The 24747-nt window shown below is 68.9% G+C and carries 9 protein-coding genes; 5 read left to right on the top strand and 4 right to left on the bottom strand.

The genetic code is table 11. The annotated features are described in order from the left end of the window. The first annotated feature begins 307 nt into the window (after nucleotides 1-307). From H0X95_RS00120 to H0X95_RS00105, 4 genes are all read left to right on the top strand, one after another. Complete coding sequence (locus H0X95_RS00120; RefSeq protein WP_006497831.1) at nucleotides 308-1189, top strand: LysR family transcriptional regulator; 882 nt, start codon at nucleotides 308-310, stop codon at nucleotides 1187-1189. 223 nt (nucleotides 1190-1412) lie between these two features. Further along, nucleotides 1413-2651 (top strand): efflux RND transporter periplasmic adaptor subunit, encoded by a 1239-nt coding sequence (locus H0X95_RS00115; protein WP_062885896.1) that lies wholly within the window; start codon nucleotides 1413-1415, stop codon nucleotides 2649-2651. 15 nt (nucleotides 2652-2666) lie between these two features. Continuing rightward, a complete protein-coding gene (locus tag H0X95_RS00110; RefSeq protein ID WP_006497829.1) occupies nucleotides 2667-5858 on the top strand; it encodes an efflux RND transporter permease subunit in 3192 nt (1063 codons plus the stop codon). A gap of 2 nt (nucleotides 5859-5860) precedes the next feature. Next, on the top strand, nucleotides 5861-7363 hold the full coding sequence (locus H0X95_RS00105; protein WP_077213713.1) for an efflux transporter outer membrane subunit: 1503 nt from the start codon (nucleotides 5861-5863) through the stop codon (nucleotides 7361-7363). Between the two features lie 134 nt (nucleotides 7364-7497). On the opposite strand, the gene H0X95_RS00100 is transcribed toward H0X95_RS00105, so the two are convergent. The 3 genes from H0X95_RS00100 to H0X95_RS00090 form a co-directional block, all read right to left on the bottom strand. Next, nucleotides 7498-8211, bottom strand: coding sequence for a dienelactone hydrolase family protein (locus H0X95_RS00100; protein WP_006483507.1), 714 nt, complete (start codon nucleotides 8209-8211; stop codon nucleotides 7498-7500). 285 nt (nucleotides 8212-8496) lie between these two features. Next, the gene (locus tag H0X95_RS00095; RefSeq protein WP_006483511.1) at nucleotides 8497-8808 is read right to left on the bottom strand and encodes a DUF4148 domain-containing protein; all 312 of its coding nucleotides are present in this window, start codon (nucleotides 8806-8808) and stop codon (nucleotides 8497-8499) included. Nucleotides 8809-9095: 287 nt separating this feature from the next. Then, a complete protein-coding gene (locus H0X95_RS00090) occupies nucleotides 9096-10061 on the bottom strand; it encodes a GlxA family transcriptional regulator (RefSeq protein WP_059721225.1) in 966 nt (321 codons plus the stop codon). A 173-nt stretch (nucleotides 10062-10234) separates the two neighbouring features. Here H0X95_RS00090 and H0X95_RS00085 point away from each other — a divergent pair, with 173 nt between their 5' ends. Next, nucleotides 10235-10876, top strand: coding sequence for an HD domain-containing protein (locus tag H0X95_RS00085; protein WP_048986970.1), 642 nt, complete (start codon nucleotides 10235-10237; stop codon nucleotides 10874-10876). Between the two features lie 21 nt (nucleotides 10877-10897). On the opposite strand, the gene H0X95_RS00080 is transcribed toward H0X95_RS00085, so the two are convergent. After that, nucleotides 10898-24559: an LWXIA domain-containing protein gene (locus H0X95_RS00080; protein WP_059721224.1), complete on the bottom strand. Its 13662-nt coding sequence runs from the start codon at nucleotides 24557-24559 to the stop codon at nucleotides 10898-10900. Nucleotides 24560-24747 lie beyond the last annotated feature (188 nt).

Here is a 24747-nt window from a genome sequence, read left to right as displayed (position 1 = left end):
AGCGTGCCCGGATGATGCGGGCAACACCGTCCGCGTGATGCGCGGCCGCCGCCGGCCTTGCCGCGCGCGTCGCCGCCGCGCATCGCGGGAAAAGAATCAGGACTGCTACTGAATGATCGTGCATCGGGCTTGCCGAGGCTGGTTTGCGCCCGTTGCAAGCTGGCTCGTGCCCGTCGCCAGCGTGCCGACCGACCCGGCGGAGCCGGCGTCGGCGCCGCCGCATTGGCCGGGCCGATGCGGGCGGGTGGCGGTGCGGCGTCGGGGTGCAGGCAGACGGGCAGTCGTTCGCGCAGGGGAATCCGGACAAATGGACCAACTTCAATCGATTCGGGCATTCGTGACGGTGGCAAGGGAAGGCGGATTTCGCCGGGCCGCGACGCGGCTGCGCGTGTCGACGGCGATGGCGAGCCGGCTGGTCGATGCGCTCGAGACGCGCCTCGGTGCGCGCCTGCTTCAACGCAGCACGAGCCACCAGTCGCTGACGGAGATCGGCGAGCTGTATCTCGCGCGCGTCGAGCGGATTCTCGGTGCGATCGACGAGATCGACGGTCGTTTCGTCGCGATGGGCAGCAAGCCGGAAGGCGTATTGCGCGTGGCCGCGCCGGTCGCGTTCGGGCTCAGCCAGTTGAGCGCGCTGCTCGATCGCTTCGTGCACCGGTTTCCGGACGTGCGGCCGACGGTGACGCTGACCGATGCCCACGTCGACCTGACTGCCGAGGACATCGACGTCGCGTTCCTGACGGATGGCATGCCGGTGTCCGGCGCGCACGCGCTGCATACGCTGGCTGCATACGAAACCGTGCGCGTCGCGGCGCCGGGCTACGTCGCCGCGCACGGCGGCGCCGCTGCGTCGGGCGACTGGCCGGAACTCGCGGCCGTGCGGCTGGAGTTGCCCGCGGCCGACGACGACCCGGCGGCCGCGATTCGATCCGGTGCGGCGTCCGGCAATACGGGCGTCGGCCATCTCGAGATGGCGCGGCGGCTGGCCGTCGCCGGCATGGGCGCGGCGGTGCTGCCCGCGTATCTCGTCGATGCGGATCTGGCGGCCGGCACGCTCGTGCGCGTGGCCCCGGTCCGCCCGCTCGCGCCCGTCACGCTGAAGCTCGCGCATGCGCGTGCCGCGCGTTTGCCGGCCGCCGCGCGCGCGTTCATCGAATTCGCAGGCGCCGCATTCCGGCCCACGCGCTAGCGGGCCGGCTGATCCCACGGCAACGCGAGCCCGCCGGGGCCGCGGGCTCGCCGTTCTTTTCGGAAGCAGTTCGGCGCACGAACGCTCCGCAGGGTGCAACGCACACCCGCAACACGCGTCCGCATCCGCGGTGGGCCGGAAGCTGCAGGTCCGCCGCGTGTCAGGGCCATGAGGAGATCTGGTGATTCCCATTGAAGGTCGTCTAATTGTGAGAGGTCGCTCCATGCGCGTCGAACGGGTTCCATACCGCTTAATCACTGCCGCAACGGCTGCCGTTTTCCTGGCCGCGTGCGGGAAAAAAGAATCGGCGCCGCCGCCGCAAACGCCGGAAGTCGGCGTCGTCACCGTGCAGCCGCAAGCCGTGCCGGCGGTGACCGAACTGCCGGGCCGCACCAGTGCATTCCTCGTCGCGCAGGTGCGTGCGCGGGTCGACGGCATCGTGCTGCGTCGTGAATTCACCGAAGGCACCGACGTCAAGGCCGGCCAGCGTCTCTACAAGATCGATCCGGCGCCGTACATCGCGGCCCTGAACAGCGCGAAGGCGACGCTCGCGAAGGCGCAGGCGAACCTCGTCACGCAGAACGCGCTGGTCGCGCGCTACAAGGTGCTGGTCGCCGCGAACGCGGTCAGCAAGCAGGACTACGACAACGCGGTCGCCACGCAAGGGCAGGCCGCGGCGGACGTCGCGGCCGGCAAGGCGGCGGTCGACACCGCGCAGATCAACCTCGGCTATACGGATGTCGTGTCGCCGATCACCGGCCGCGTCGGCATCTCGCAAGTGACGCCGGGCGCCTACGTGCAAGCGAGCCAGGCGACGCTGATGTCGACCGTGCAGCAGCTCGATCCGGTGTACGTCGACCTCACGCAGTCGAGCCTCGAAGGGCTGAAGCTGCGGCAGGACGTGCAGAGCGGTCGTCTGAAGACGACCGGCCCGGGCGCGGCGAAGGTGTCGTTGATTCTCGAAGACGGCAAGACCTATTCGGAGCCGGGCAAGCTGCAGTTCTCGGACGTGACGGTCGACCAGACCACCGGCTCGGTGACGATCCGCGCGGTGTTCCCGAACCCGAATCGCGTGCTGCTGCCGGGCATGTTCGTGCGTGCACGGATCGAGGAAGGCGTGAACGAGAACGCGTTCCTGGTGCCGCAGATCGGCGTCACGCACGACCAGAAGGGGCAGGCGATCGCACTCGTCGTGACCGCGGCCAACAAGGTCGAGATGCGTCCGTTGACGACGACCGGCACGTACGGCCAGAACTGGATCGTCGAAGGCGGTCTGCAGGCGGGCGATCACGTGATCGTGCAAGGCGTCGACAAGGTGCGCCCGGGCGCGACCGTGAAGACCGTCCCCGCGCAGCTCGCCCCGGCGCCGGACGCCGCCTCCGCCACATCGGCCGGCGCCGCGCCGGCGACTACCGCGGCCAGCGCCGCAGCGAGTTCGGCCGCCGCGTCGAGCGCGCAATAACAGGGAGTCCGTTTCATGGCCAAGTTCTTTATCGATCGCCCGATCTTCGCGTGGGTGATCGCGATCGTGCTGATGCTGGCCGGCGTCGCATCGATCTTCAAGATGCCGATCGCGCAGTACCCGACGATCGCACCGCCGACGATCCAGATCCAGGCGAACTATCCGGGCGCTTCCGCGAAGACGGTGGAAGACACGGTCACGCAGGTGATCGAGCAGCAGATGAGCGGTCTCGACAACTTCCTGTACATGTCGTCGACGAGCGACGATTCGGGCAACGCGACGATCACGCTGACGTTCTCGCCGGGCACGAATCCGGACGTCGCACAGGTGCAGGTGCAGAACAAGCTGTCGCTCGCGACGCCGAACCTGCCGCAGGTCGTGCAGCAGCTCGGCATGCAGGTCACGAAGTCGAGCAGCAACTGGCTGATGTGGTTCGCGTTCAACTCCGAGGACGGCCGGATGTCGAAGGAGGACCTGACGAACTACGTGGCTTCGCACGTGCTCGATCCGCTGAGCCGCGTGAACGGCGTCGGCCAGACGCTGCTGCTCGGTTCGCAGTTCTCGATGCGGATCTGGCTCGACCCCGTCAAGCTGACCAACTACAGCCTCACGCCGACCGACGTGACGGCCGCGATCACGCAGCAGAACGTGCAGATCGCGGGCGGCCAGATCGGCGGCACGCCGGCGAAGCCGGGCACCGTGCTGCAGGCGACGATCACCGAATCGACGCTGCTGCGCACGCCCGAGCAGTTCGGCAACATCCTGCTGAAGGTCAACCAGGATGGCTCGCAGGTCCGCCTGAAGGACGTCGGCCGCGCGGCGCTGGGTTCGGAAAACTACACGTTCGACACGAAGTACATGGGGCAGCCGACGGCCGGCCTCGGCATCCAGCTCGCGACCGGCGCGAACGCGCTGGCGACCGCGAACGCGCTGCGGGCCAAGATCGACGAGCTGTCGAAGTACTTCCCGCACGGTCTCGTCGTGCACTACCCGTACGACACGACGCCGTTCGTGCGCCTGTCGATCGAGGAAGTGGTCAAGACGCTGATCGAGGGCATCGTGCTGGTGTTCCTCGTGATGTACCTGTTCCTGCAGAACCTGCGGGCGACGATCATCCCGACGATCGCGGTGCCGGTCGTGCTGCTCGGTACGTTCGCGATCATGGGCCTCGCCGGTTTCTCGATCAACACGCTGTCGATGTTCGGCCTCGTGCTCGCGATCGGCCTGCTGGTCGACGATGCGATCGTGGTGGTCGAGAACGTCGAGCGCGTGATGGCGGAAGAAGGGCTGTCACCGAAGGAGGCGACTCGCAAGGCGATGAGCCAGATCACCGGCGCACTCGTCGGCGTGGCGCTCGTGCTGTCGGCGGTGTTCGTGCCGGTGGCGTTCTCCGGCGGCTCGGTCGGCGCGATCTATCGGCAGTTCTCGCTGACGATCGTGTCGGCGATGGTGCTGTCCGTGCTGGTCGCATTGGTCCTGACGCCGGCGCTGTGCGCGACGATCCTCAAGCCGATCCCGCAGGGGCATCACGAAGAGAAGAAGGGTTTCTTCGGCTGGTTCAACCGGACTTTCGATCGCAGCCGCGATCGCTACACGAGCGGCGTGAACCACGTGATCCGGCGCTCGGGCCGCTGGCTCGTGATCTACCTCGCCGTGTTCCTCGCGGTCGGCGTGATGTTCGCGCGTCTGCCGAAGTCGTTCCTGCCCGACGAGGATCAGGGCTACATGTTCATGATCGTGCAGACGCCGTCCGGCTCCACGCAGGAAACGACCGGCAAGACGCTCGACAACATCAACACGTACCTGACCACCGCCGAGAAGGATGTGGTCGACTCGGTGTTCACGGTCAACGGCTTCAGCTTCGCGGGCCGCGGCCAGAACGCGGGCCTCGTGTTCGTGAAGCTGAAACCGTACGAGCATCGCCAGCGTTCGGACCAGAAGGTGCAGGCGCTGATCGGCCGGACCTTCGCGCACTATTCGACGTACAAGGACGCGATGGTGATTCCGTTCAACCCGCCGTCGATTCCGGAACTCGGCACGGCCGCCGGCTTCGACTTCGAGCTGACGGACAACGCCGGTCTCGGCCACGATGCGCTGATGGCCGCGCGCGGCCAGTTGCTCGGGATGGCCGCGAAGGATCCGGCGCTCGCGCTGGTGCGCCCGAACGGCCTGAACGATACGCCGCAGTACAAGGTCGACATCGACCGCGAGAAGGCGAATGCGCTCGGCGTGACGGCCGCGGCGATCGACCAGACGTTCTCGATCGCATGGGCGTCGCAGTACGTGAACAACTTCCTCGACACCGACGGCCGGATCAAGAAGGTGTACGTACAGTCGGACGCGCCGTTCCGGATGACGCCGGAAGACATGAACATCTGGTACGTGCGCAACAGCGCGGGCGGGATGGTGCCGTTCAGCGCATTCTCGACCGGCCACTGGATCTACGGTTCGCCGAAGCTCGAGCGTTACAACGGCGTGTCGTCGATCGAAATCCAGGGGCAGGCCGCGGAAGGCAAATCGACCGGCCAGGCGATGGCCGCGATGGAAGCGCTCGCGAGCAAGCTGCCGGAAGGCATCGGCTACTCGTGGACGGGCCTGTCGTTCCAGGAAATCCAGTCCGGCTCGCAGGCGCCGATCCTGTACGCGATCTCGATCCTCGTCGTCTTCCTGTGTCTCGCGGCGCTGTATGAAAGCTGGTCGATCCCGTTCTCGGTGATCATGGTTGTGCCGCTCGGCGTGGTCGGCGCGCTGCTCGCGACGATGCTGCGCGGCCTCGAGAACGACGTGTTCTTCCAGGTCGGCCTGCTGACCACCGTGGGCTTGTCCGCGAAGAACGCGATCCTGATCGTCGAGTTCGCGCGCGAGCTGCAGGCGGGCGGGAACATGGGGCCGGTGCGCGCGGCGATCGAGGCGGCGCGCCTGCGGCTGCGCCCGATCCTGATGACGTCGCTCGCGTTCATGCTGGGCGTGCTGCCGCTCGCGATCAGCAACGGCGCGGGGTCGGCGAGCCAGCATGCGATCGGCACCGGCGTGATCGGCGGGATGATCACGGCGACGTTCCTCGCCATTTTCATGATCCCGATGTTCTTCGTGCGGGTTCGCGCGATCTTCAGCGGCGAGACGGAAAACGTCGACGACGCATGGCGTCTCGTGCAGGGCGACCTGCAGCGCGGTCACGACGACGCACACGATTCGAAGGGGCAGTAACGATGCAAAAACATGCTTTGACTGCAACCGCGGTCGCACTGGCTGCCGCGCTCTTTGCCACGGGCTGCACGATGGCGCCGCACTACAAGCGGCCCGACGCACCCGTCGCGCAGGCGTACCCGGCCAGCGGCGTCTACGCGACGCAGCCGGGCGCGGCCGGCGCGCGCAGCGCGAATGGCCAGGCGGCGACTGCCATCGGCTGGCGCGAATTCTTCGTCGATCCGCGCCTGCAGCGGCTGATCGAGATCGCGCTGAAAAACAACCGCGACCTGCGCGTGTCGGTGCTCAATATCGAGGCCGCGCGCGCGCAGTACCAGATCACGCGTGCGGGGCTGTTCCCGACGCTCGACGGTACGGGTACGGGCAACATCCAGCGCCTGCCGGCCGGTGTGTCGACGACAAGGGCGCCGTTGATCTCGCGCACCTACAACGTCGGGCTGTCCGCGTCATGGGAACTCGACCTGTTCGGCCGCGTGCAGAGCCTGAAGGATCAGGCGCTCGCGCAATACCTGTCGACGTCGTACGCGCGGCAGGCGTCCGAGATCTCGCTGGTGTCGCAGGTCGCGGATCAATATCTGACGCTGCTGTCGACCGATGACCTGCTGAAGGTCACGGAGGACACGCTGAAGACCGCGCAGGCATCGTACGACCTGACCAAGCTGCAGTTCGACAACGGCACGGGCTCCGAGCTCGAGCTGCGTCAGGCGCAGACGGTGGTCGAGACGGCGCTCGCGAACCAGCAGGCGCAGGCGCGAGCTCGCGCGCAGGCGCTGAACGCGCTGGTGCTGCTGATCGGCGAGCCGCTGCCGGACGATCTGCCGGCGGGCATGCCGCTCGATGCGCAGAACCTGCTGACGGACGTGCCGGCCGGGTTGCCGTCGGACCTGCTGACGCGTCGTCCTGACGTGATGCAGGCCGAGCAGACGCTGCTGGCCGCGAACGCCAATATCGGCGCGGCGCGCGCGGCGTTCTTCCCGAAGATTTCGCTGACGGGCGCGTTCGGCACCGCGAGCCCGACGCTGGGCGGCCTGTTCAAGGCCGGCACGGCGGCGTGGTCGTTCGCGCCGAGCATCGCGCTGCCGATCTTCGAAGGCGGGCAGAACATCGCGAACCTCGATCTCGCGAACGTGCAGAAGCGCATCGAGATCGCGAACTACGAGAAGGCGATCCAGTCGGCGTTCCGCGAAGTGTCGGATGGTCTGGCCGCACGCGGCACGTACGACCAGCAGATCGCGGCGCTCGAGCGCAACGAGCACGCGCAACAGCGACGCTTCGATCTGTCGGACCTGCGCTACAAGAACGGTGTCGACAGCTATCTGTCGGTGCTGACCGCGCAGACGGATCTGTACGCGGCGCAGCAGTCGCTGATCAGCGCACGTCTGGCACGCTGGACGAACCTGGTCGACCTGTACCGCGCACTGGGCGGCGGGTGGATCCAGCGCGCCGGCGAGACGCCGCGCGCGCCGGATGCGCCGGTCGACTACCAGACGGCGACGAACGGATAGGTGCGACGGCACGGCGGGAGCTTCCAGGCCAAGTCTGTCCGCCGACCCGACCGGTTGTGAAAACGAAAACGCCACGGACGCAAGTCCGTGGCGTTTTCCTTCATACCGTCGTGCGTGCGGTGAGCAGCGTTACGTTACGCCTGCTTGGTCCACAGCGTCCGGCCGAAGAACGTGAGCGTGCGATCCCACGCCATTTCCGACCACACCGGATCGAACTGCGTGCCGGCGATGCGGCCGGGACCGACCGCCGTTTCGTTCGCGAACGCATGGTGCGCGAGATAGCGATGGAATTCGAAACCGACCTTCGCGTCGGTCAGCTTCTTTTCCAGTGCGTCGACCTGGTCGATCGTAAAGAACGCATCCTGCGTCCCCCAGTGACCCATCAGCGGCACCTTCAGCTTGGCCGGATCGATGTAGTCGAGCGGCGGAAGGCCGTACCACATGACGCCGGCGTCCGCGTCGGCGTACTGCAGCGACAGCAGCGTCAGGGCGCCGCCCATGCAGAAGCCCGTCACCGCGACACGCGGCGCCAGCGTCTTCAGGTGCGCGACCGCGCCGGGAATGTCCTGCGACGCGGCGTCGCCGAAATCGAGGCCGGTCATCAGGTGGTGCGCTTCTTCTTCCTCGACCGTCGACTTGCCGCGATACAGGTCGGGCACGAGCGCGAAGTAGCCGCAGCGCGCGAGGCGATCCGCGACGCCGCGGATCTGGTCGTTCAGCCCCCACCATTCCTGGATGACGACGACCGCGGGCGCGCCTTCGGTTTGTGCCGGCGTGGCGAGATAGCCCTGCAGTTCCTGGCCGTCCGGACGGCGAAACGTGATCATGGAACCGGATGTTTGAGACATGAAACCGCTCCTTTTCGAAAAATGCGCCGAGTGCGACATCGGGCCGGCCAGCGGGCGTCGTGATACCGCTCGCATGCGTTCTGGCCGACGCCGACCACGCGGCCATTCTATGCGCAAACACCGGACGCTTGCGTGAACGGCGCAGCGCGGCGCATGACCGGCGGCGGGAGCGGAGACCGAAAAGCAAACACCCCGCCCCGATGAACGGGAGCGGGGTGTGGCGCGTACGACGTGCGTATCGAAATACGTCGGGAATACGCCGGAATGCGCCGGCGCGTATCCGGCTTACTGGCCGAAATAGATCGAGTCGCGGCCTTCCTGCTTGACCGCGATCGCGCGGCCGGCGCGTGCACCGGCGGCTGCTTGCGCGCCGTAGCCGGTTTCATCGGCGTTCGTCACGCGAGCCTGGGCGGTCTGCAGCGCCCGCGGGTAATACTGATCGGACACTTCGGGCTTGTAGCCGGCCTGTTCGAGCTGGACGAGTTCCGCACGCACCTGGGCCCGCGTCAGCTGGCCCGACGGGTTCGATTGGGCGAATGCGCCGTACGATGCGGACAGGGCAGTTGCGGCGACGACAGCAGTGATGAACGACTTCATGGTGACCTCCGGTTCTGTTGATTTCGCGCTTCGCTCGTGGCGTTCAGCGGTTGATTGCATCGTAACGATCGCGTTACCGGTCGGAAATACGTGTTGCAGCGAATCATTATTGCAACTGGGTAAACGATTCGCGCGGCATGCGATTTCGTCTGACGATTGAGGGCATGTCGGCGAGGCGCGGCTTGGCCTGCGGAGCGCGATAGGGTCGATGGGCGCAGTAACGGAATGAACGGGTGAATCGCATTCCGAATTATTTTGCCGAGGCCGTCAGCGTCGCGCGCTCCGCATCACGCAGCGAGGGTCGCCTGCCGTTTCCGGTATTCGGCCGGCGTGATGCCGACATGCCGGGTGAACGCTCGCCTGAGCGTATCGACGTTTGCGAAACCGCATTTCGCGGCGACTTGCTTCGGCGTGTCGTGGCCGTTCTCGAGTAACCGACGGGCGGCCGAGATGCGGGTCGCCTCGACCCATGCGGCCGGCGTCATGCCGACTTCCGCGCGGAACAGTCGCGCGAAATGGCGCGGGCTCATGCCCGCATGCTTCGCCATCCCGGCCACCGAATGCTCGAGTTCCGGATGGGCGGCGATCCAGCGCTGGACTTCCTGCAGGACCGAACGCCCGGCGGGGCGCGCCTCGCCCGTGCGGCTGAACTGGAGCTGCCCGCCCGGGCGCTTGAAGAACATCACCAGCTGCGCGGCGACGCGCCGCGCGATCTCGCGGCCCAGATCCTCCTCGACCAGCGCGAGCGCGAGATCGAGCCCGGCCGTGACGCCGGCGCCGGTGCGCAGCTTGCCGTCGCGCACGTACAGCGCGTCGGCGTCGACGGTGACGGACGGATACGCCTGCGCGAATGCATCGGCGGCGGCCCAGTGCGTGGTCAGGTGGCGCCCTTTCAGCAGGCCGGTGGCCGCGAGGATGAACGCGCCGGTGCAGATCGAGCCGTAGCGCCTGCTTTGCACGGCCGCCGAGCGCAGCCACGCGAGGACGTCGGTGCGCAGCACGATCTGGCCGGTGTGCGGCGCGCCGGCGACCAGCAGCGTGTCGACGCGCTCCGGAATGTCGGGCGCGATCCAGTCGGGCAGCAGCCGTGCGCCGGACGCACTGCGGATCGGCCCGGGCCCGCTCGCGATGATCCGCAACGTGTAGAACGGCTTGCCGCACTCGGCGTTCGCTTGCGCGAACACGTCGAGCGGCGCGGAGACGTCGAGCAGTTGAACGCCCGGAACGGCGAAAATACCCACGACCTTCGGCATGATCGATTGCGTGTCGTATCGAACGTGATGCGCAGCAGTATAGGAGCGCTTTCTTCGCCGCGCAGGCACCATGTCCGTTCGTCGCGCGAAATGGCAGGATTCGGCGTGATACGTCCATTGGAGACACCTGTCGGACTCCGGAAAATCGAAGGTGTCTTCCATGGAGGTCGATCATGACTGTGAGCGTCGCCGGCATCACCCTTCCCGATACGCGTTTGACGCGCGAGATCACCGAGCTCGTGCGCGATACCGAATCCGAGCTGCTGTTCCACCACTCGAGCCGCGTGTTCTATTTCGCGGCGCTGGCGGGCCGGCGGCGCGGGCTCGAGTACGACCCCGAGCTGCTCTATTGCGGCTGCATGTTTCATGACATGGGACTCACGCACCGGCACAGCAGTGCATGCGAGCGCTTCGAAGTGGACGGCGCGAACGCCGCGCGCGATTTCCTGAAGGGCAACGGGATTTCTCAACAGGACATCGATGTCGTGTGGACCTCGATCGCGCTGCACACCACGCCCGGCATCCCGCAGCACATGCATCCGGTCGTCGCGCTGGTCACGGCGGGCGTCGAGATGGACGTACTGGGCCTCACTTACCCGGAATACAGCGATACCGAGCGGGAAGCGGTCGTGCGCGCGCATCCGCGCACGCCGCATTTCAAGGAGGACATCATTCAGGCGTTCTACGACGGCATCAAGCACAAGCCCGGCACGACGTTCGGCAACGTGAAGGCCGACGTGCTCGCGGACAAGGATCCGCATTTCCGTGCGGGCAACTTCTGCAGCGTGATCCGCTCGTCCGCGTGGGCCGGCTGAGCGCGCACGGGCGACTGCGCGTCAGCCGACGTTGATCGACTGCCCGACATGCAGCACGTTCGGCGCCGACGCCAGGCCCGGATTCAGCTGCAGGATCTCGTTCAGCGCGCGCGCATCCTGCTGGTCGCGCGTCATCGCGTTGCGGTCGTGCTGCGACACGTGCGCGGCGTCGAGCAGCGACTGGCGATGCGCGTCGGCGATCACCCACAGCGAATCGCCGGCCACGACGATGGTCGGCTGCGCGGCCGACGACGGCGGCGCGGCGGGCTGAGCGGGCGCCGTAGTGCCCGTCGTGCCGGTCCCGGGTGGTTGCGTTGCGGTAGTGCCCGGCGCGAGGCCGGCCGTCGGCGCGCCGGCGGTCGGTTGCGACGGCTGGTGTGATGGCGATGCCGGCGTCGACTGCGGCTTGTGCGGCGACGAGCCCGAGCCGCCCGACGGCGGGCCGAAGAACAGGTTCTGCAATTGCGTGAAGCCCCAGATTCCGATCGGCACGAGGATCAGCGCGGTCGGATATTTCCTGACCCAGCGCGTCGCGTTCGGGAAATGCGTGTTCAGGCGCGCGCCGAGCAGCATCAACGTCGACGTCGCGGCCGTTGCCGCGAGCCCGTAGTGACCTTTGTCGTATTGCGCGATCGAGCCCGCGACGCCGCTCGCGACGCCGACGAAATCCGACGTCGAGTCGATCAGGCGCACGACGCGGCTGCGCTTGTCCGCGTTCACGCGGTGCGCGCTCACCGCATAGACGAGGCCTGAATACGTCGCGGCGAGCGCCGCGCTCGCGGTCGTCAGCGCGCCCGCGACGGTCGGCGTGGTCATCAGCCCGTGCACGCCGACGGCGATCGTCCCCGAATAGCCGACGATCGCGCTGCCGCGTCCGACGAGGCCGAGCAGCCGGCGGGAATTGCCGTGATGCAGTTGCGCGAGCGACGTGCCGCCGACCATGCCCTGCATGTTCGCGAGCAGGTCGACCGACAGTTCCCTGATCTGCGCGGCCGCATCGTCGAAGCCGATGAGCCCCTGGCGATGCATGTCGACCAGGTGGGTCGCCTTCACGCGGGTTTCGTTCGTCAGCAGGTCGAGCTGTTGGAGCCGCGCCGGGTTGTAGCCGTGTACCGGCGCGGTCAGCTGCTGCGCAAGCGAGCGCTGCAGGCGGTCGAGCACGTCGTGCACCGCGCGCGGATCGCCGCTCTGCAGGCTCTGCACCGCGCCCTGGTGCATCGCGCCGAACACGCGGCCTGCACGCGCGCCGACGAACAGTGCGGTGTTCGCGTGGGTCAGCGCATCCGAACTCATCACGGTCATGCCGTTGAACACGTTCAGCGCGACGAGCGAGCTGGCGCCGGCCACCGTGCCGCCGAATCCCAGCGACCACGCCCAGTCGCGCTTGCCGAACGACGGGCGGTGGACGCGCAGCGCATTGAGCTGCGCGAGCGCGGCTTCCTGCGGGTTGCCGAGCTGGTGGCTCGGCTGTGCGGCGATGTCGCGGTTCACGAGGACGGGCTTGGTCTCGTCGATCGCGAGCTTCGGATCGGCGGCCACCGCGCGCCAGAACGCGGTGCTCGATGCATTCGGGTTCGCATGCGCACCGATCTTGCGTTCGATAGCGGGCTTGCCGTACTGGTTCAGCCAGCGCTTGCCGGCATCGCGTGCGCGCAGCTCGGCCCGGTTGGCGGGTGCGGTGCTGTTCCAGTAGTTCTCCTGCGCATAAGTGATCGTCGCCTGCCGTGCGCGGTCCATCAGCGCGGTCGTATGGCCTTCGTACAGGTCGGCGCGCAATTGCGCGAGCTCGTCGGGTGTCATCTTGTTCGCGAGGCCGACGCGTTCGACTTCGGCGAACAGCACCTGATGCTGGTTCGCGAGCGTTTGCGCGCCGACCCGTTCGAACACGCGCGTGAGCGCATCGGCGCCGTGCAGGCGCGCGAGTTTGTCGGGTGCATGCAGCTTGTAGTCGACGAGCGTGCGGGCGAGGGCGGCGGTCAGATCCTGATTCGCGACGAAGTCCGAGCCATGCGTCGCATACGACAGCCCGAGATGAACCCAGTCGAGTTCCTTGCAGTCGAGCACGGCCTCGACGAGCTTCAGGTGGCCGTCGCCGGGCGCCGGTTCGAGCACGGCGTCCCAGCCGTGGAACGTCACCATCACATGCGGCGCGGTTTTGCCGGTGTGCTGCCGCGCCCACGTTTCGAGCGCGTCGAACGTGCGCACGTAGTCGTGGTACGCATCGTTGGTGCCAGCCAGCGTGCGCTGGTCCTCGGCCGACACGAGCGCGCGCGACGGCGCGGTTTCGAGGCGCAGCACGAAGCCGCCTTCGGACGCCGCATCGAGCCATTTGAACAGGTGGTCGAGGTCGTCGAGTTCGAGATGGCGGCCCGTGCCGACGATGTCGATCCGCGCGTTCGCTTCGTCGAACTGCGCGTTGTCGAGCTTGCCGAGTTCGCGCACGCGGCGGATGAACGCGGGGTCGTGTTTCCGGCCGAGCGCGGCGGCCAGCGAATACGGATCGACCGCGACCGATACGGCCGGCATCGCCCCGCCATAGCGCTTCACGAGCGCGAGCATTTCGGCGGGGTCGTCGCGCAACGTGAAGCCGCGCGCCATCAGCGCGAGGCGATCCTGGAGCTCGGCCTTCGCGCGGGCATAGGCCTGCAACGCGTGCCGGTCCGCGGCGCGTGCGATCGACAGATAGGTGATCGCGCGCTTCGCATGGCGCGACACCAGGTTCGCCGCATGGTCGGGTCGCGACAGCGGGCCGCGCCACGGCATGCTCGACACATCGCGCGCGAGCCGCAACGGGATGCCGAGCGCCTTCATCATCACGCTGTCGGCCATCATGACCTGGCGTGTCGCGCCGAGGTCGAGCGGCTCGCCGGTGCGGCCCGCGAACGCCTTCACGCGCTCGTGCTCCGGGAACCAGTCGTCGAGCTTCGCCTTGCCGAAGCGGAGGATCCATTCGGCGACCGTCGCGCTCGTCAGGCCCGGCTGATAGGTCTTGATGCTGAACGGCTTGCCGGCCGGCGCGGCGTGCGGCGCCGGCGACGCGGCCGGTGCGGGCGCCGCCGGCGCGTTCCGGCTGCCTTTCTTGCCCTTGCCGCGCGCAGCCTTGTTCGGTTTCGCGGGCGGATTGGCGGACGCCGTGCCGGACGCGGGATCGCCGGCAAGTGTGGCCTGCTGGTGCTTCGCGGCCGCCAGTTCGGCCGCGATGCGGCGCCGCAGTTCGCCGAACGGCGCGGACGATTCCGCGGCGGCCTTCTGCAACTGCTTGTCGAGTTCCGCTTGTTTCAGCGCATAGGCCGCGACCTGCGTCGGCTTCGTGCGCGCATCGAATTCCGCCGGGTCGAGCCGCGTCACGAGAAAGTGCCGGTCCGAGCCGTCCGGACCGCCGCCGATCTTGGTCCTGTCGAGATCGACGCCGGGCTTGCGCTCGTCGGCGAAATGCGCGGCATCGTCGAACCATTGCAACGTGCCGTCGCGGGTCGCGAGGAGGCCGTCAGGCTGATGCAGCGTGTCGATCAGCGCGCCTTCCGTGCCGTAGACGTAGATGAAGTATTCCGGGCCGACCTGGCCGAGATCGATCACGCGCCGCAGGTGCAGCGTGTTCGCGCCGTTGAAATCGTGCACGTCGTCGGCCGATTTCGGCAGCAGGTTCGGCGCGACCCACGGGTTGGCGAGCGACGTCGCGCCGGCCGGCGGCTTGCCTCTCGACTGAAGCTTGCCGAGCCGGCGCTGCACGCGGTCGCTCGTTTTCATCGACGGCGGCTTTTGCTCGGCGATCGGCAACGCCCGCTCGGCCGGCGCGAAGCCGCCATAGCGGGACACCGCCGATTCCGGCAGCGACGACGGGACGAACACGACGCCGCGCCGTCCGTCGGGCAGGCCGCGGGCGCGGCGGCGGAATGCGGCGCCGAGATCCTGTTCGGCGATCGATGCATCGCCGACCGAGGTTTTCTCGTGATACGCCCAGCCGCTGCCGCCTTGCTTGGGCACGGCGTAGCCGAGCACCTTGCCGGTTTTCCGGTCGACCGCGAAGATCGTCGTGCTGTCGTCGGCGACCTTCGCGGCCGCCTTGGGCCGCTTGAATTGCGGCGCGCCGGCGAGTTTGCCGATCTGCTCGACGACCTCCTGCGCAGGCGCGTCGCCGGAAGGCTCGGCATTCCATACGCGTTTCGAGTCGACGGCTTCGACCTTCGCCGCGCCGCCGAATTGCCGCAGCTCGTCGAGCGACACCGGCGACAGGTAGAAGTCGAATTGCGCACGCGCTTCATGCGGCGTCGCGCTGCCGCTGCGCTTGCGCGGACGCGTGCCCGGATAGAGCGCGTCGCGCAAGTCGTGCGACGGCGCGCCGCCCGGATCGGTCGATTCGACCTGACCGGGCTGGCCGTGCGCATCGGTCGTCAGGCTCGCGACGAATTCGGGTTGCGGATGCGTGCCGTCGTCCGCCGGCCGGTCGGCGTGCTTCGCGATCAGCACGTGGGCGTTGGGGCCCGCGTATTGCGCGAGGTCGCGGATGTCGGCCAGTTGCGTGCCGTCGATGCGCTTCAGATCGCGCTTGCCGTGCGCGTCGAGCCAGTCGGCCGCGCGGGCCTCGGGCGCAAGCACGGGGGCGGCCGGCAGGAACGACGACGGGTCCATCGGCCACATCATCATCGACGGCATCGTCCGCGGCATGGCGCCGGCTCGCCCGGCCTCGCCGTCGCGCCGCGCCTGATCGGCCTGCGTGCGGTACAGCGCCCGATAGACGGGGTTGCCGGGCAGCGACGTCTGCACGTTGCCGAACGCGTCGGCGAGGCGCGCGAGGCCGGCCGCGTCGCCCGGCATCACATGGTCGGCTTCGCGCGCGATCGCGTCGGGCAGTACCGCGTGCGCGGCGATGTCGATGCCGGTCGATTCGAGGATCTGCTTGCGCACCGCGAACGCGTTGGCCTGCGCGCGCGCCTCGGCGCGCAGCGCGCTTTCCGCGTACGCGTCGGGGCTGCTGGTGTCGAGGTCGAGCCGGTTCGTTGCCACGTCGACCGCATGACCGACCTCGTGGGCGAGCACGTAGACGATCGTGCCGGCGTTGCGCAGGCCGCCGTCGATCACGATCCGGCGCTGTTCGGCATCGACCTTGCTGCCGGCGCCCGCGCGGCCCTGCACGATCTCCCAGCGGCCGGGGTTCAGCAGCCGCAGTTGCGCGGCGAGCAGGCTCGACTGGTCGGCCAGCGCGTACGCGGCGTCGGGTAGCGGCGCGCCGCCGAACCACGTCCGGATCCGCGTGAAGCGCGACGGTTTCTGCACGAACGCGCCGTCCGGCAGCGATTCGCTGATCAGCGGGTGCGCGAGTTCGACGTGGCCGCTGGCGATGCCGCGTTCGAGCGGCTGGATGACGGCGTCGATCATCCCGGGCGTGCGGTTGGTTGCCGGGTCCGGATGCGGGATCAGGACGGACGGGTCGCTGAAGTGGAACTCGCCGTTCGCATCGAACAGGCCCTCGAAATCGAACGACAGGCCGTGCCGCGCGGCCAGCTCGCGCATCGCGGCGAGCTGGCGCATCGATTCGCGCGTCACGCGCTTCGGCAGGATGCCGTGCATCACGTCGAGGCTGCCGAGTTCGGCCAGCGGGCTGTACAGCACCGCGACGCGCCCGTGGTACGTGAACGGCCCGTCGACCGTGACCGTGCGCATGCCGAGCTGCGTCAACTGCTCGAGCCCGCGCTTTTCGTGGGCGAGCATCGTGCGGGCCTTGTCGCCGCTGGCGTCGAACACGCCGATCGCGTTGCGCTTGCCGAGTTCGAATACCGCCTTCGCGGTGCCCGCGCCGAGGAACGGACCGAGCAGCGCATCGGGATCGACGCGCCGCGACGGATCGCCGGCGACGTGCAGCCCGTGTTCGTCGACGGCGAGCGCGCCCGCGTCGATCCGTTCGCGCGGCGACGGCGTGTAGCGCGTCCATGCGCGCGGGCCGCCGAACTGCATGCGCTGCGTGCCGTCGCCGCGCGGTTCGCCGAGCGTGCGGACCGTGCCGCTGTCGGGCACGTAGATCGTGCGTTGCCACAGGTTCGCGAGCCACGCGGCGTGTGCGGCCCCGCCTTCGCCCGCGAGCACGATGGGGGCGCCGGCCCGGGCGGGCGTGAACGCATGGCGATGGTCGATCGAATAGTCGACCGGCGTGGCGGGGTTGCCACGTGCGTCCAGCAGGCCGCCGGCTGCGTCGGTTCGCGCATGGACGAGCGTCAGCGGTTCGCCGTTCGCATAGGACACCGGACCGTGGCGCGAGAAGGACAGTGTCGGCGAGCCTCCGCCGAACCAGCGGCGCGGAAACGGCGATGCACGGTCCGCGTGCGCGTGGCTCCACTGCGCCTGTTCGTCGAGCGTGCGCGGCAGCCGTGCGCCGCCGCTGCCGCCGGACGATTCGGCCGTGTGCGGCGCGGGCATGCGCAGCGCTGCGTTGCCCGGCTGCTGCTGGCGGTCCCATGTGCTGCCGTAGAACGCACGGTAGTGTTCGCCGTCGCGGCCGGATACGGGGGCATTGCCGAATGCGTCGGCGAGGCGCGCGAGGCCGGCGTCGTCGCCCGGCATCACGTGATCGGCTTCGCGCGCGATCGCATCGGGCAGCACCGCGTGCTCGGCGATGTCGACGCCGGTCGATTCGAGGATCTGCTTGCGCACCGCGAACGCGTTGGCCTGCGCGCGCGCTTCGGCGAGCAGCGTGCTTTGCACGTACGCTTCCGGGCTGCTGGTATCGACGCCGAGCCGGTCGTTCGACACGTCGGCCGCGTGGCCGGCTTCGTGCGCGAGCGTGTAGACGAGCGTGCCGGTGCCGCGCAGGCCACCGTCGACCACGATCCGGCGCTGCTCGACGTCGGTGCGGCTGCCGCGTCCCGCGCGGCCCCACACGACCTGCCAGCCATCCGATTTCAGCAGGCGCAACTGGTCGGCAAGCAGGCTCGATTGGCCGGCGAGCGCATAGGCGGCGTCGGGCAGCGGCGCGCCGCCGAACCACATCCGGATCCGCGTGAAGCGCGACGGCTTCTGGACGAACGCGCCGTCCGGCAGCGATTCGCTGATCGCCGGATGCGCGAGCGCGATGCTGCCGGTGCGGATGCCGCGTTCGAGCGGCGCGATCACGGTGTCGATTTCCTCGAGCGTGGCGTCGATTTCCTCGCGGTCATCGGTGCGGAATATCGTGGCCGGGTCGCTGAAGTAGAACTCGCCGCGCGCGTCGACCACCCCCTGAAAATCGAACACCAGGCCATCGCGCTCGACGATTTCGCGCATCGCGGCAAGCTGTTGCATCGAGTCGTGCGTGATACGTGACGGCAACGCGCCGAGCGAGATGGCACGGCTGCTGAGTTCGGCGAGCGGATGGTAGAGGATCCCGATCCGGTTGCCGACCGAGAACGGGCCGTCGATGGTCAGCGTGCGCATGCCGTAGCGGCGCAGCAGGTCGAGCCCGGTGCATTCGGTGTCGAGCGCGTCGTAATGATTCGCGAGCTGGCCGTCGCGCGGCCTCGATGGATCGACGTCGTACAGGCCGATCGCGTTGCGCTTGCCGAGTTCGAACACGCTCTTTTCGATGCCGGCGCCGAGGAACGGGCCGATCAGCGCTTGCGGGTCCAGTCGCCGTGACGGATCGCCCGCGACGTAGAGGCCGTGCGCGTCGACGGCCAGTTCGCCGTAGTCGATCCGCTCGCGCGGCGACGGCGCATAGCGGGTCCACGTAGGGGCGTGGTCGAACCGCGCCTCGGGCCGCTGGCTCCCCGGGTTGCGCATGGCCGCGTCGAACGCGCGGATCGTGCCGCCGTCCGGCACGTAGACCGGCCGTTGCCAGGTGTTCGTGAGCCATGCCGCGGCCGCGTGTCCGTCGTCGGCCGCGAGGACCAGCGCGCGGCCGGTGCCGGCGCTCGTCGACGTGCCGGCGAGGAAGTGCGCGATCGAAAACGGCACGTGCTGCGCGGGGCGGCCGTGTGCGTCGAGCAGTTGGCCCGTGGCGTCGGTTCGGCCGCGAATGATCGTCACCGGTTCCTCGGTTCCCGACGACGTGCGTTCGTCCAGCATCCGCAGCGTCATCTGCCGCGGCTCGTGACGCCCGCGTTCGGCGAACGGCGAGATCGTTTCCGCATGCGCGACGCTCCACCGCACCTGTTCCTCGAGCGTGCGCGGCAGGTGCGCGCCACCGGTCCCTTCGGTCGTGTGCGGCGCCGGCATCCGGCGCGGGGCGCCGCCGTGGCGCTTCTGCTTGTCCCAGATGCCGTCGTAAAACGCCTGGTACGTCTCGCCGCGGCGGCCCGACACCGGCGCATCGGCGAACGCGTCGGCGAGCCGCTCGACCGTGCCCGCATAGTCGCTCGATGGCGACCAGCGGTCGGCCTCGTGCTGCAGCGCATCGGGCAGCGTCGTGTTCGCCGCGATGTCGCCGCCGCCCGCGAGATCGATCTCGTAGCGCGCTTCGAACGCGTTGATCTGGGCGCGCGCTTCGGCTTCGAGCGCCTTGCGCGTGAAGCGGCTGCGGCCGCTGTAGTCGAGCGAATCCAGTGTGCCGTCGATCGCCTCGACCGCGTGCTTCGCCTCGTGCGCGAGCGTATAGGTGATGCTGCCCGAATCGTGCAGCGCGCCGTCGATCGTCACGCGGCGCCGCTTCGGATCGATCCGGCTGCCGCCGCCGCGCTTGCCGAGGCTCACGCGCCAGCCGGCGTCGCTCAGCATCCGCAACTGCTGCGTGAGCGTGTCCGATTGCTGCGCGAGCGCGTGGACCGCGTCCGGCAGCGGCGCGCCGCCGAACCGCATCTGCAGCCGCGTGAACAGGCCCGGGCCGGCAAGCGACGGGTCCGCCGGCGCTTCGGTGGTGTCCGGGTGGGCGGCGGCCGGGAGCGCGTGGTCCTGGGTTCGTGCGTCCCGGGCCGGCTTGGGCGCGGCTGCCTCGCGTGCATCGTTCGCCGCTTGCGTGGGGGCGCGTTCGGCCGGCTTGACGAGCACGAGGATGCGGTTGGGCGCGCTGAATGCGCCGTCCAGTGCACGCGCCGCGCGCGCGGGCGGCTGCGGCACGGCGGCATGCGTGTCGGGGTCGGCGACGTTGCGCCGGGTCGACGCGAGCACGACGACGGTGTCGTCGTTCACGGGGCGTGGCGCGCGGCGCGCGGCGGGCGCGTCCGGATTCGCCGCAGGCGGATCGGCTTCGACGACGCCCGCCGCGTCGGCGTGGGCCGCCTGCGCGTTCGTGCCGACGACGCGGCCGCCGGCCGCCGCGGCGTCGGGGGCGGGCAGGTAGCGTGTCAGCGGCGCATCGGCGCGCAGCGTGCCGTCGGCGTGCAGGGCATCCGGCGCGGCCGCGAATACCGGCCGCTGCCAGCGGTTCGCGAGTTCGGGGGCGACGTGCGCGTCCGCGGCATCGGCGATGACGACGATCGGTTCCGCGACGTCGGCGGGCAGCTCGCCCGCCGCGCGCGGCCGCGCGGCGTCGGGCCGGGCGGCCGCCGGGTCCTCGCCGTTGCGCACGATCAAGAGCGTGTGCTCGCCATGGTCGAGCGCCTCGACCGACGGGCCGCGCGGGACCGACACGCCGGCCGGGTCGCGCGTCGCGGGCCGGGAGGCCGGTTCGGCGTTGGTCAGGTCGATCACGCGGACCGGCGTGCGCGGCGCGACGCTGGCCGGTTCCTCGAGCGCGCCCGCGCCGGGTGCGCCGGGCGTCCGCGCGACGGCCGGATCGTGCACCGCGCGCAGGTCGCTGCTGCGGCGATTCTGCGCGGCGACATGCGAATCGGACGCGCGCGTTTCCTGCTGGTTCTCGTCGCGCGCGGCCTGCGCTTCGCTCGTGTGCTGCGCGTTGCGTGCGCTGGCGGCCGTGTCGTTCGCTGCGGTGGCGCGCGCCGCGGCTTCGTTGGCGGGCGTGGTGCGCGGCGCGCTGTCGGCCGGCGGCGTGTCGTTGCTTGCCGGTTGCCGCGGGTCGTTGCGCGACGGGACGGGCGTTTTCGCGACGAGCTTCGACGGCGCGTTGATTTCGCCGTCGCTGCCGAACGACAGCCGGTCGCCCGTCTCCGTGACCGAATCGATCTTCGTGCCTTCGGTCCAGGTCTTGCCGGTCAGCTCGACGATGCTCAGTTCGCCGTTCTCGCCGAGGATCACCGACGTCCCGCGCGGCAGGTGGTTCAGGTCCTTGTTGTTGAGCGAGTCGAGCACGCGCACGGGCATGTTGTCGTAGGTGAGCACCTTGTCGCCCGCCATCAGCGTGCCGTCTTTCGCGACCTTGATGTCGACGCCGTCGAGCGACACGCGCGTCGCGCCGAACGCGAGTTGCGACGGCTCGTTCCTGCTCAGGATCTTCTGCAGTTGCTGTCCGTCGATCGAGATGCGCTCGCCGCCTGCCGAGCGGGCGACCACCGGCCGGCCGGTGACGCGCACCGTCGCGTTGACCACGCGGTCCCGCACGCCGCCCGCGCCCATCAGCGCGACGTTCGTGAAGCCGGACTTGAGCGCGTCCCAGCCGTGCTCGCGGTCCCCGTGCGCGAAGTCGACAGCGGCTTCGACGAAGCTTTCGCCGGCGGCGCCGAGGCCGGTGGCGAGCGAGGTGCCGCGCACGATCGCGGTGCTGATCCGCGCGGCCCTCGCCGAGCGCAGCGCGGTGACCGTCCTGGCGAAGACTTCCGAGCCCGCGAATTTCGCCGCGCCGGCCGCGCCCATCGGTACGAGGTTGAGCCAGTCGCCGCGCGCGCCGGCGTCGGTGAACGGATTGATGCTCTGGTTGTGTTCCCAGCGCGAGCCGATATCGAGCGCGGATTTCGTCATGCTCGAGCCGATCGCCGTATCCATCATCAGCCCGCCCGCGAAGTTCAGCGCGCCGCCGGCGAACACGCCGACGCCGGTTGCGTCGAGCAGCACGCCGGCGCCTTCCATCAGCAGCCCGAGGCCCATCATCCCGAGGTTCACCTTGCCGCCGGTCAGCGTGTTCAGCGCGCTGTCGAACCAGTCGTCGTGATGCGCGCTCTTCTGCTGGAACTGCGCGTGCCCGTTGTCGTCGTAGCCGGTCACGAGATCGAGCGTGCCGCTCGACGCAAGCTGGTTGTTGTCGAGGTAGTCGCCGATGTTGTCGTAATTCGCCGACGTGTCGTCGACGTACTGGACGTGGCCCTTGCTGTCGGTGACCTTGAAGAGCGCGCTCGTTACCATCCCGGCCGTCTTGTCCGAGTAGATCAGCGGCAGGATGTTGACCTGCGTGCCGCTGCCGCCGCCGAGCTGGAGGATTTCGCCGCGCACCTTGTTGATCGTGTCGAGCTTTTCGTTGTCGGTGTAGCGCACCGAGTCGTCGTTGACCGGCGCGGTGGGCGTGCCCGTGTCCGCCGACGGCTGCACGTCGGGCGGGAGGCCGATCGCGGTGCCGATCAGGTTGCGCTGCTCGTTGTCGGTCAGCTTGCCGAAATCGATCGTCGCGGCCTTGTTCGTGCTCGCGCCCGCCTGGTCGAGCAGCGATTGCGACAGCTCGCCCTGGTGCGCGCGGAAGAAGCCGTCGAGCGCCTTCGAATAGGCATCCTTGTCGTCCTGGCTCTGCGGGTTGCGCAGGTTCTCGGCGAGGCTCGCATCGAACTGGTCGAGCAGCACCTGCTGACGCGACATCTCGGTCAGCAACTGCAGCTTGTTGATGGTCGCGTCGGCCTGCTGCAGGTTGTTGCGCGCCTCGTCGAGCCGATCCTGGTACGGATTCGGCCGCCGCGGCGTGGGCATCGGGATCTCGTCGCCGTTCACCTCGCGCATGCGCACCGGCGTCGGGTGGTTCGCGTACCAGTCGTCGTAGGTTTTCTGCATGTCCGCGAGCTTGCCCTTCAGCACGCCTTCCTGCGTCTTCGCGTTCGCCAGCTGGAATTTCGCGGCCGCGTCGTTGAACGTGTTGGACAGGCGGCCGTCGGCCGCGCGCAGCGCGCCCGCGACGACATGGAGCTTTTTCGCGTCGAGGGCGGTCTGGCCGGTCGCGGTGGTCGGCACGGACGTGTTCGAGCCGGGCGGCTGCAGCACGAACGACGGATTCGTGAACAGCGTCGTGGGCGGGAGCGACGTCGATAGCGCGGCGGGCGGCGCCGACGTGCTCAACGACGACGACGGTGTCGGCGTCTGGGTCGTCGACGGCGCCGGGGAACTCGCGGTGCTCGATGGGCTCGGCAGCGACGTGCTCAGCGACGGCGACGGCTGCGCCGACGGGGACGGCGGCGTCGTGGACGGCGGTGGATTCGTCGACAGCGTCGGTGTCGGGTTCTGCAGCACGAACGGCACCTTCGGCTTGAGCTGCGCATCGATCTGCGCGCCGGCGTCGTCATACTGCTGCGCGAGCGTCTGGCCGTACGCGACGACGAATCCGTCGTGCGCGAGGCTGGCCTTCTGCTTCGCCTGTGCGAGCGCATCGGACGCGGCGGCGAGGTCGGCGTCGACGGTCGGATGCGGGTCCAGCGAGCGCGGATTCGCGGTATGCCAGTCGTCGGATGCCGATTTCGCGGTGTCGTACTTGGTCTGCAAGTCGTCGACGGTCAACTGCGCGCCGAGCATCTGCATGTAGCTGCCGCTCGTGTTCGCCTGCGTCGTCGCGCGATCGAGCGCGGCCTTGTCGTCTTTCGTCGCGCCGGGCGTCGAGCCGATCAGGCACGCGCTGTCGGCGTCGTATTTCTGCTGCAACGTCGTGACCTGCTGCGCGTCGAGCGATGCCGCATAGGCCGCGTTCGAGTAATTGGCGATCTTCGCGGCCTGCGCGATATTGGCCTGCACCGCGTTCATGTCGACGTTGCCGTTTGCGTCGGCGGGCGGCGGATCGGGCAGGTCGACCTGCAATTGCAGCGGCTCGAGCGCATCGTTCAGCTTGCCGACGCCGGTATCGATCGCATCCTTGTAGGCAGGGTCGGCCATGTAGGACTGGAATTGCGTATAGGCGAGATTCGCGTTGCTGACGTCCGCCCAGTACTTCGCCTGCGCCGTGACCGCGGTCGACGTCGCCGACTGCCAGTCGTCGTAGGCCTGGACCTGGGCGGGCGTCTTGCAATCGCCCTGCTGCGGGATGAAGTTCGGATTCGCCTTGGTCTGGTCGGGAAACAGTTTCTGCAGCGCGGCGAGCTTCGCATCGGCCTGCTGCTGCGCGGGCCCCTCGATTTTGTCGTTGCTCGGGTCGGCGCTGTACTGGTCGGCTTTCGCCTGTTCGCCGTACAGGATCCGGTAGCCGGCGTCGGTCGTGACGTCGAGTTCGCGTTGCGCGGTGGCGGCCGCGTCGTGCGCCTTCGTGTAGTTGTCGCGCGCGGCCTTGCGCTCGTCGGGTGTCGCTTCGGGGTCGCGGTTCGTCATCCGCAGCACGCCCTGCGCGCCTTGCAGCGTGTGTTGCGCGTCGTCGTACCTGGTCTGCGCGTCCTGGATCACGCGCTGGACGGCTTGCGTCGTGTCGTTGTCGACGGTGATCTCGGGCGGCGCGACGCGATACTGGTCGGCCATGTTCCGGAGCAGCGCGGTGGCCGACGCGATTTCGGCATTGGTCGGCTTGGACGGATCGGTGCCGAGGTCGGCCTGCACGGAAATCGGCGGCACGGTGGTCGGGTTCACCGGGTTGGCCGGGCCGTTGTTCGGGCCGTCGTTGGACGTACCGTCCGTATTGCGCGGCGGTTTCGGGGCGAGGTCGGGATCCAGCGTTTGCGACAGGAAACGCTGCCAGTTCAACCCCAAACCCATTCCATCGATGGACAACATGCAAGGCTCCCGTCAGGCGCGGCCGTACGCAGGGTGCACGCCGCCAGCGCCGCATGGCGCGATTTCGAGTGTACGGAAGCGGTTGGGGCAGGCACGGGGGCGATTCGTAGCGTGCGACGACGGCGAGACGAACGGTCCGGGGATCGCTACGAGACGCGATCATGCACCGATAGTGCGCGGGACCCGAC

The sequence above is a fragment of the Burkholderia sp. 9779_493 genome, from assembly GCF_015712215.1.
Classification (GTDB): domain Bacteria; phylum Pseudomonadota; class Gammaproteobacteria; order Burkholderiales; family Burkholderiaceae; genus Burkholderia; species Burkholderia cenocepacia.
This window is presented reverse-complemented; position numbering and strand designations above follow the sequence as displayed.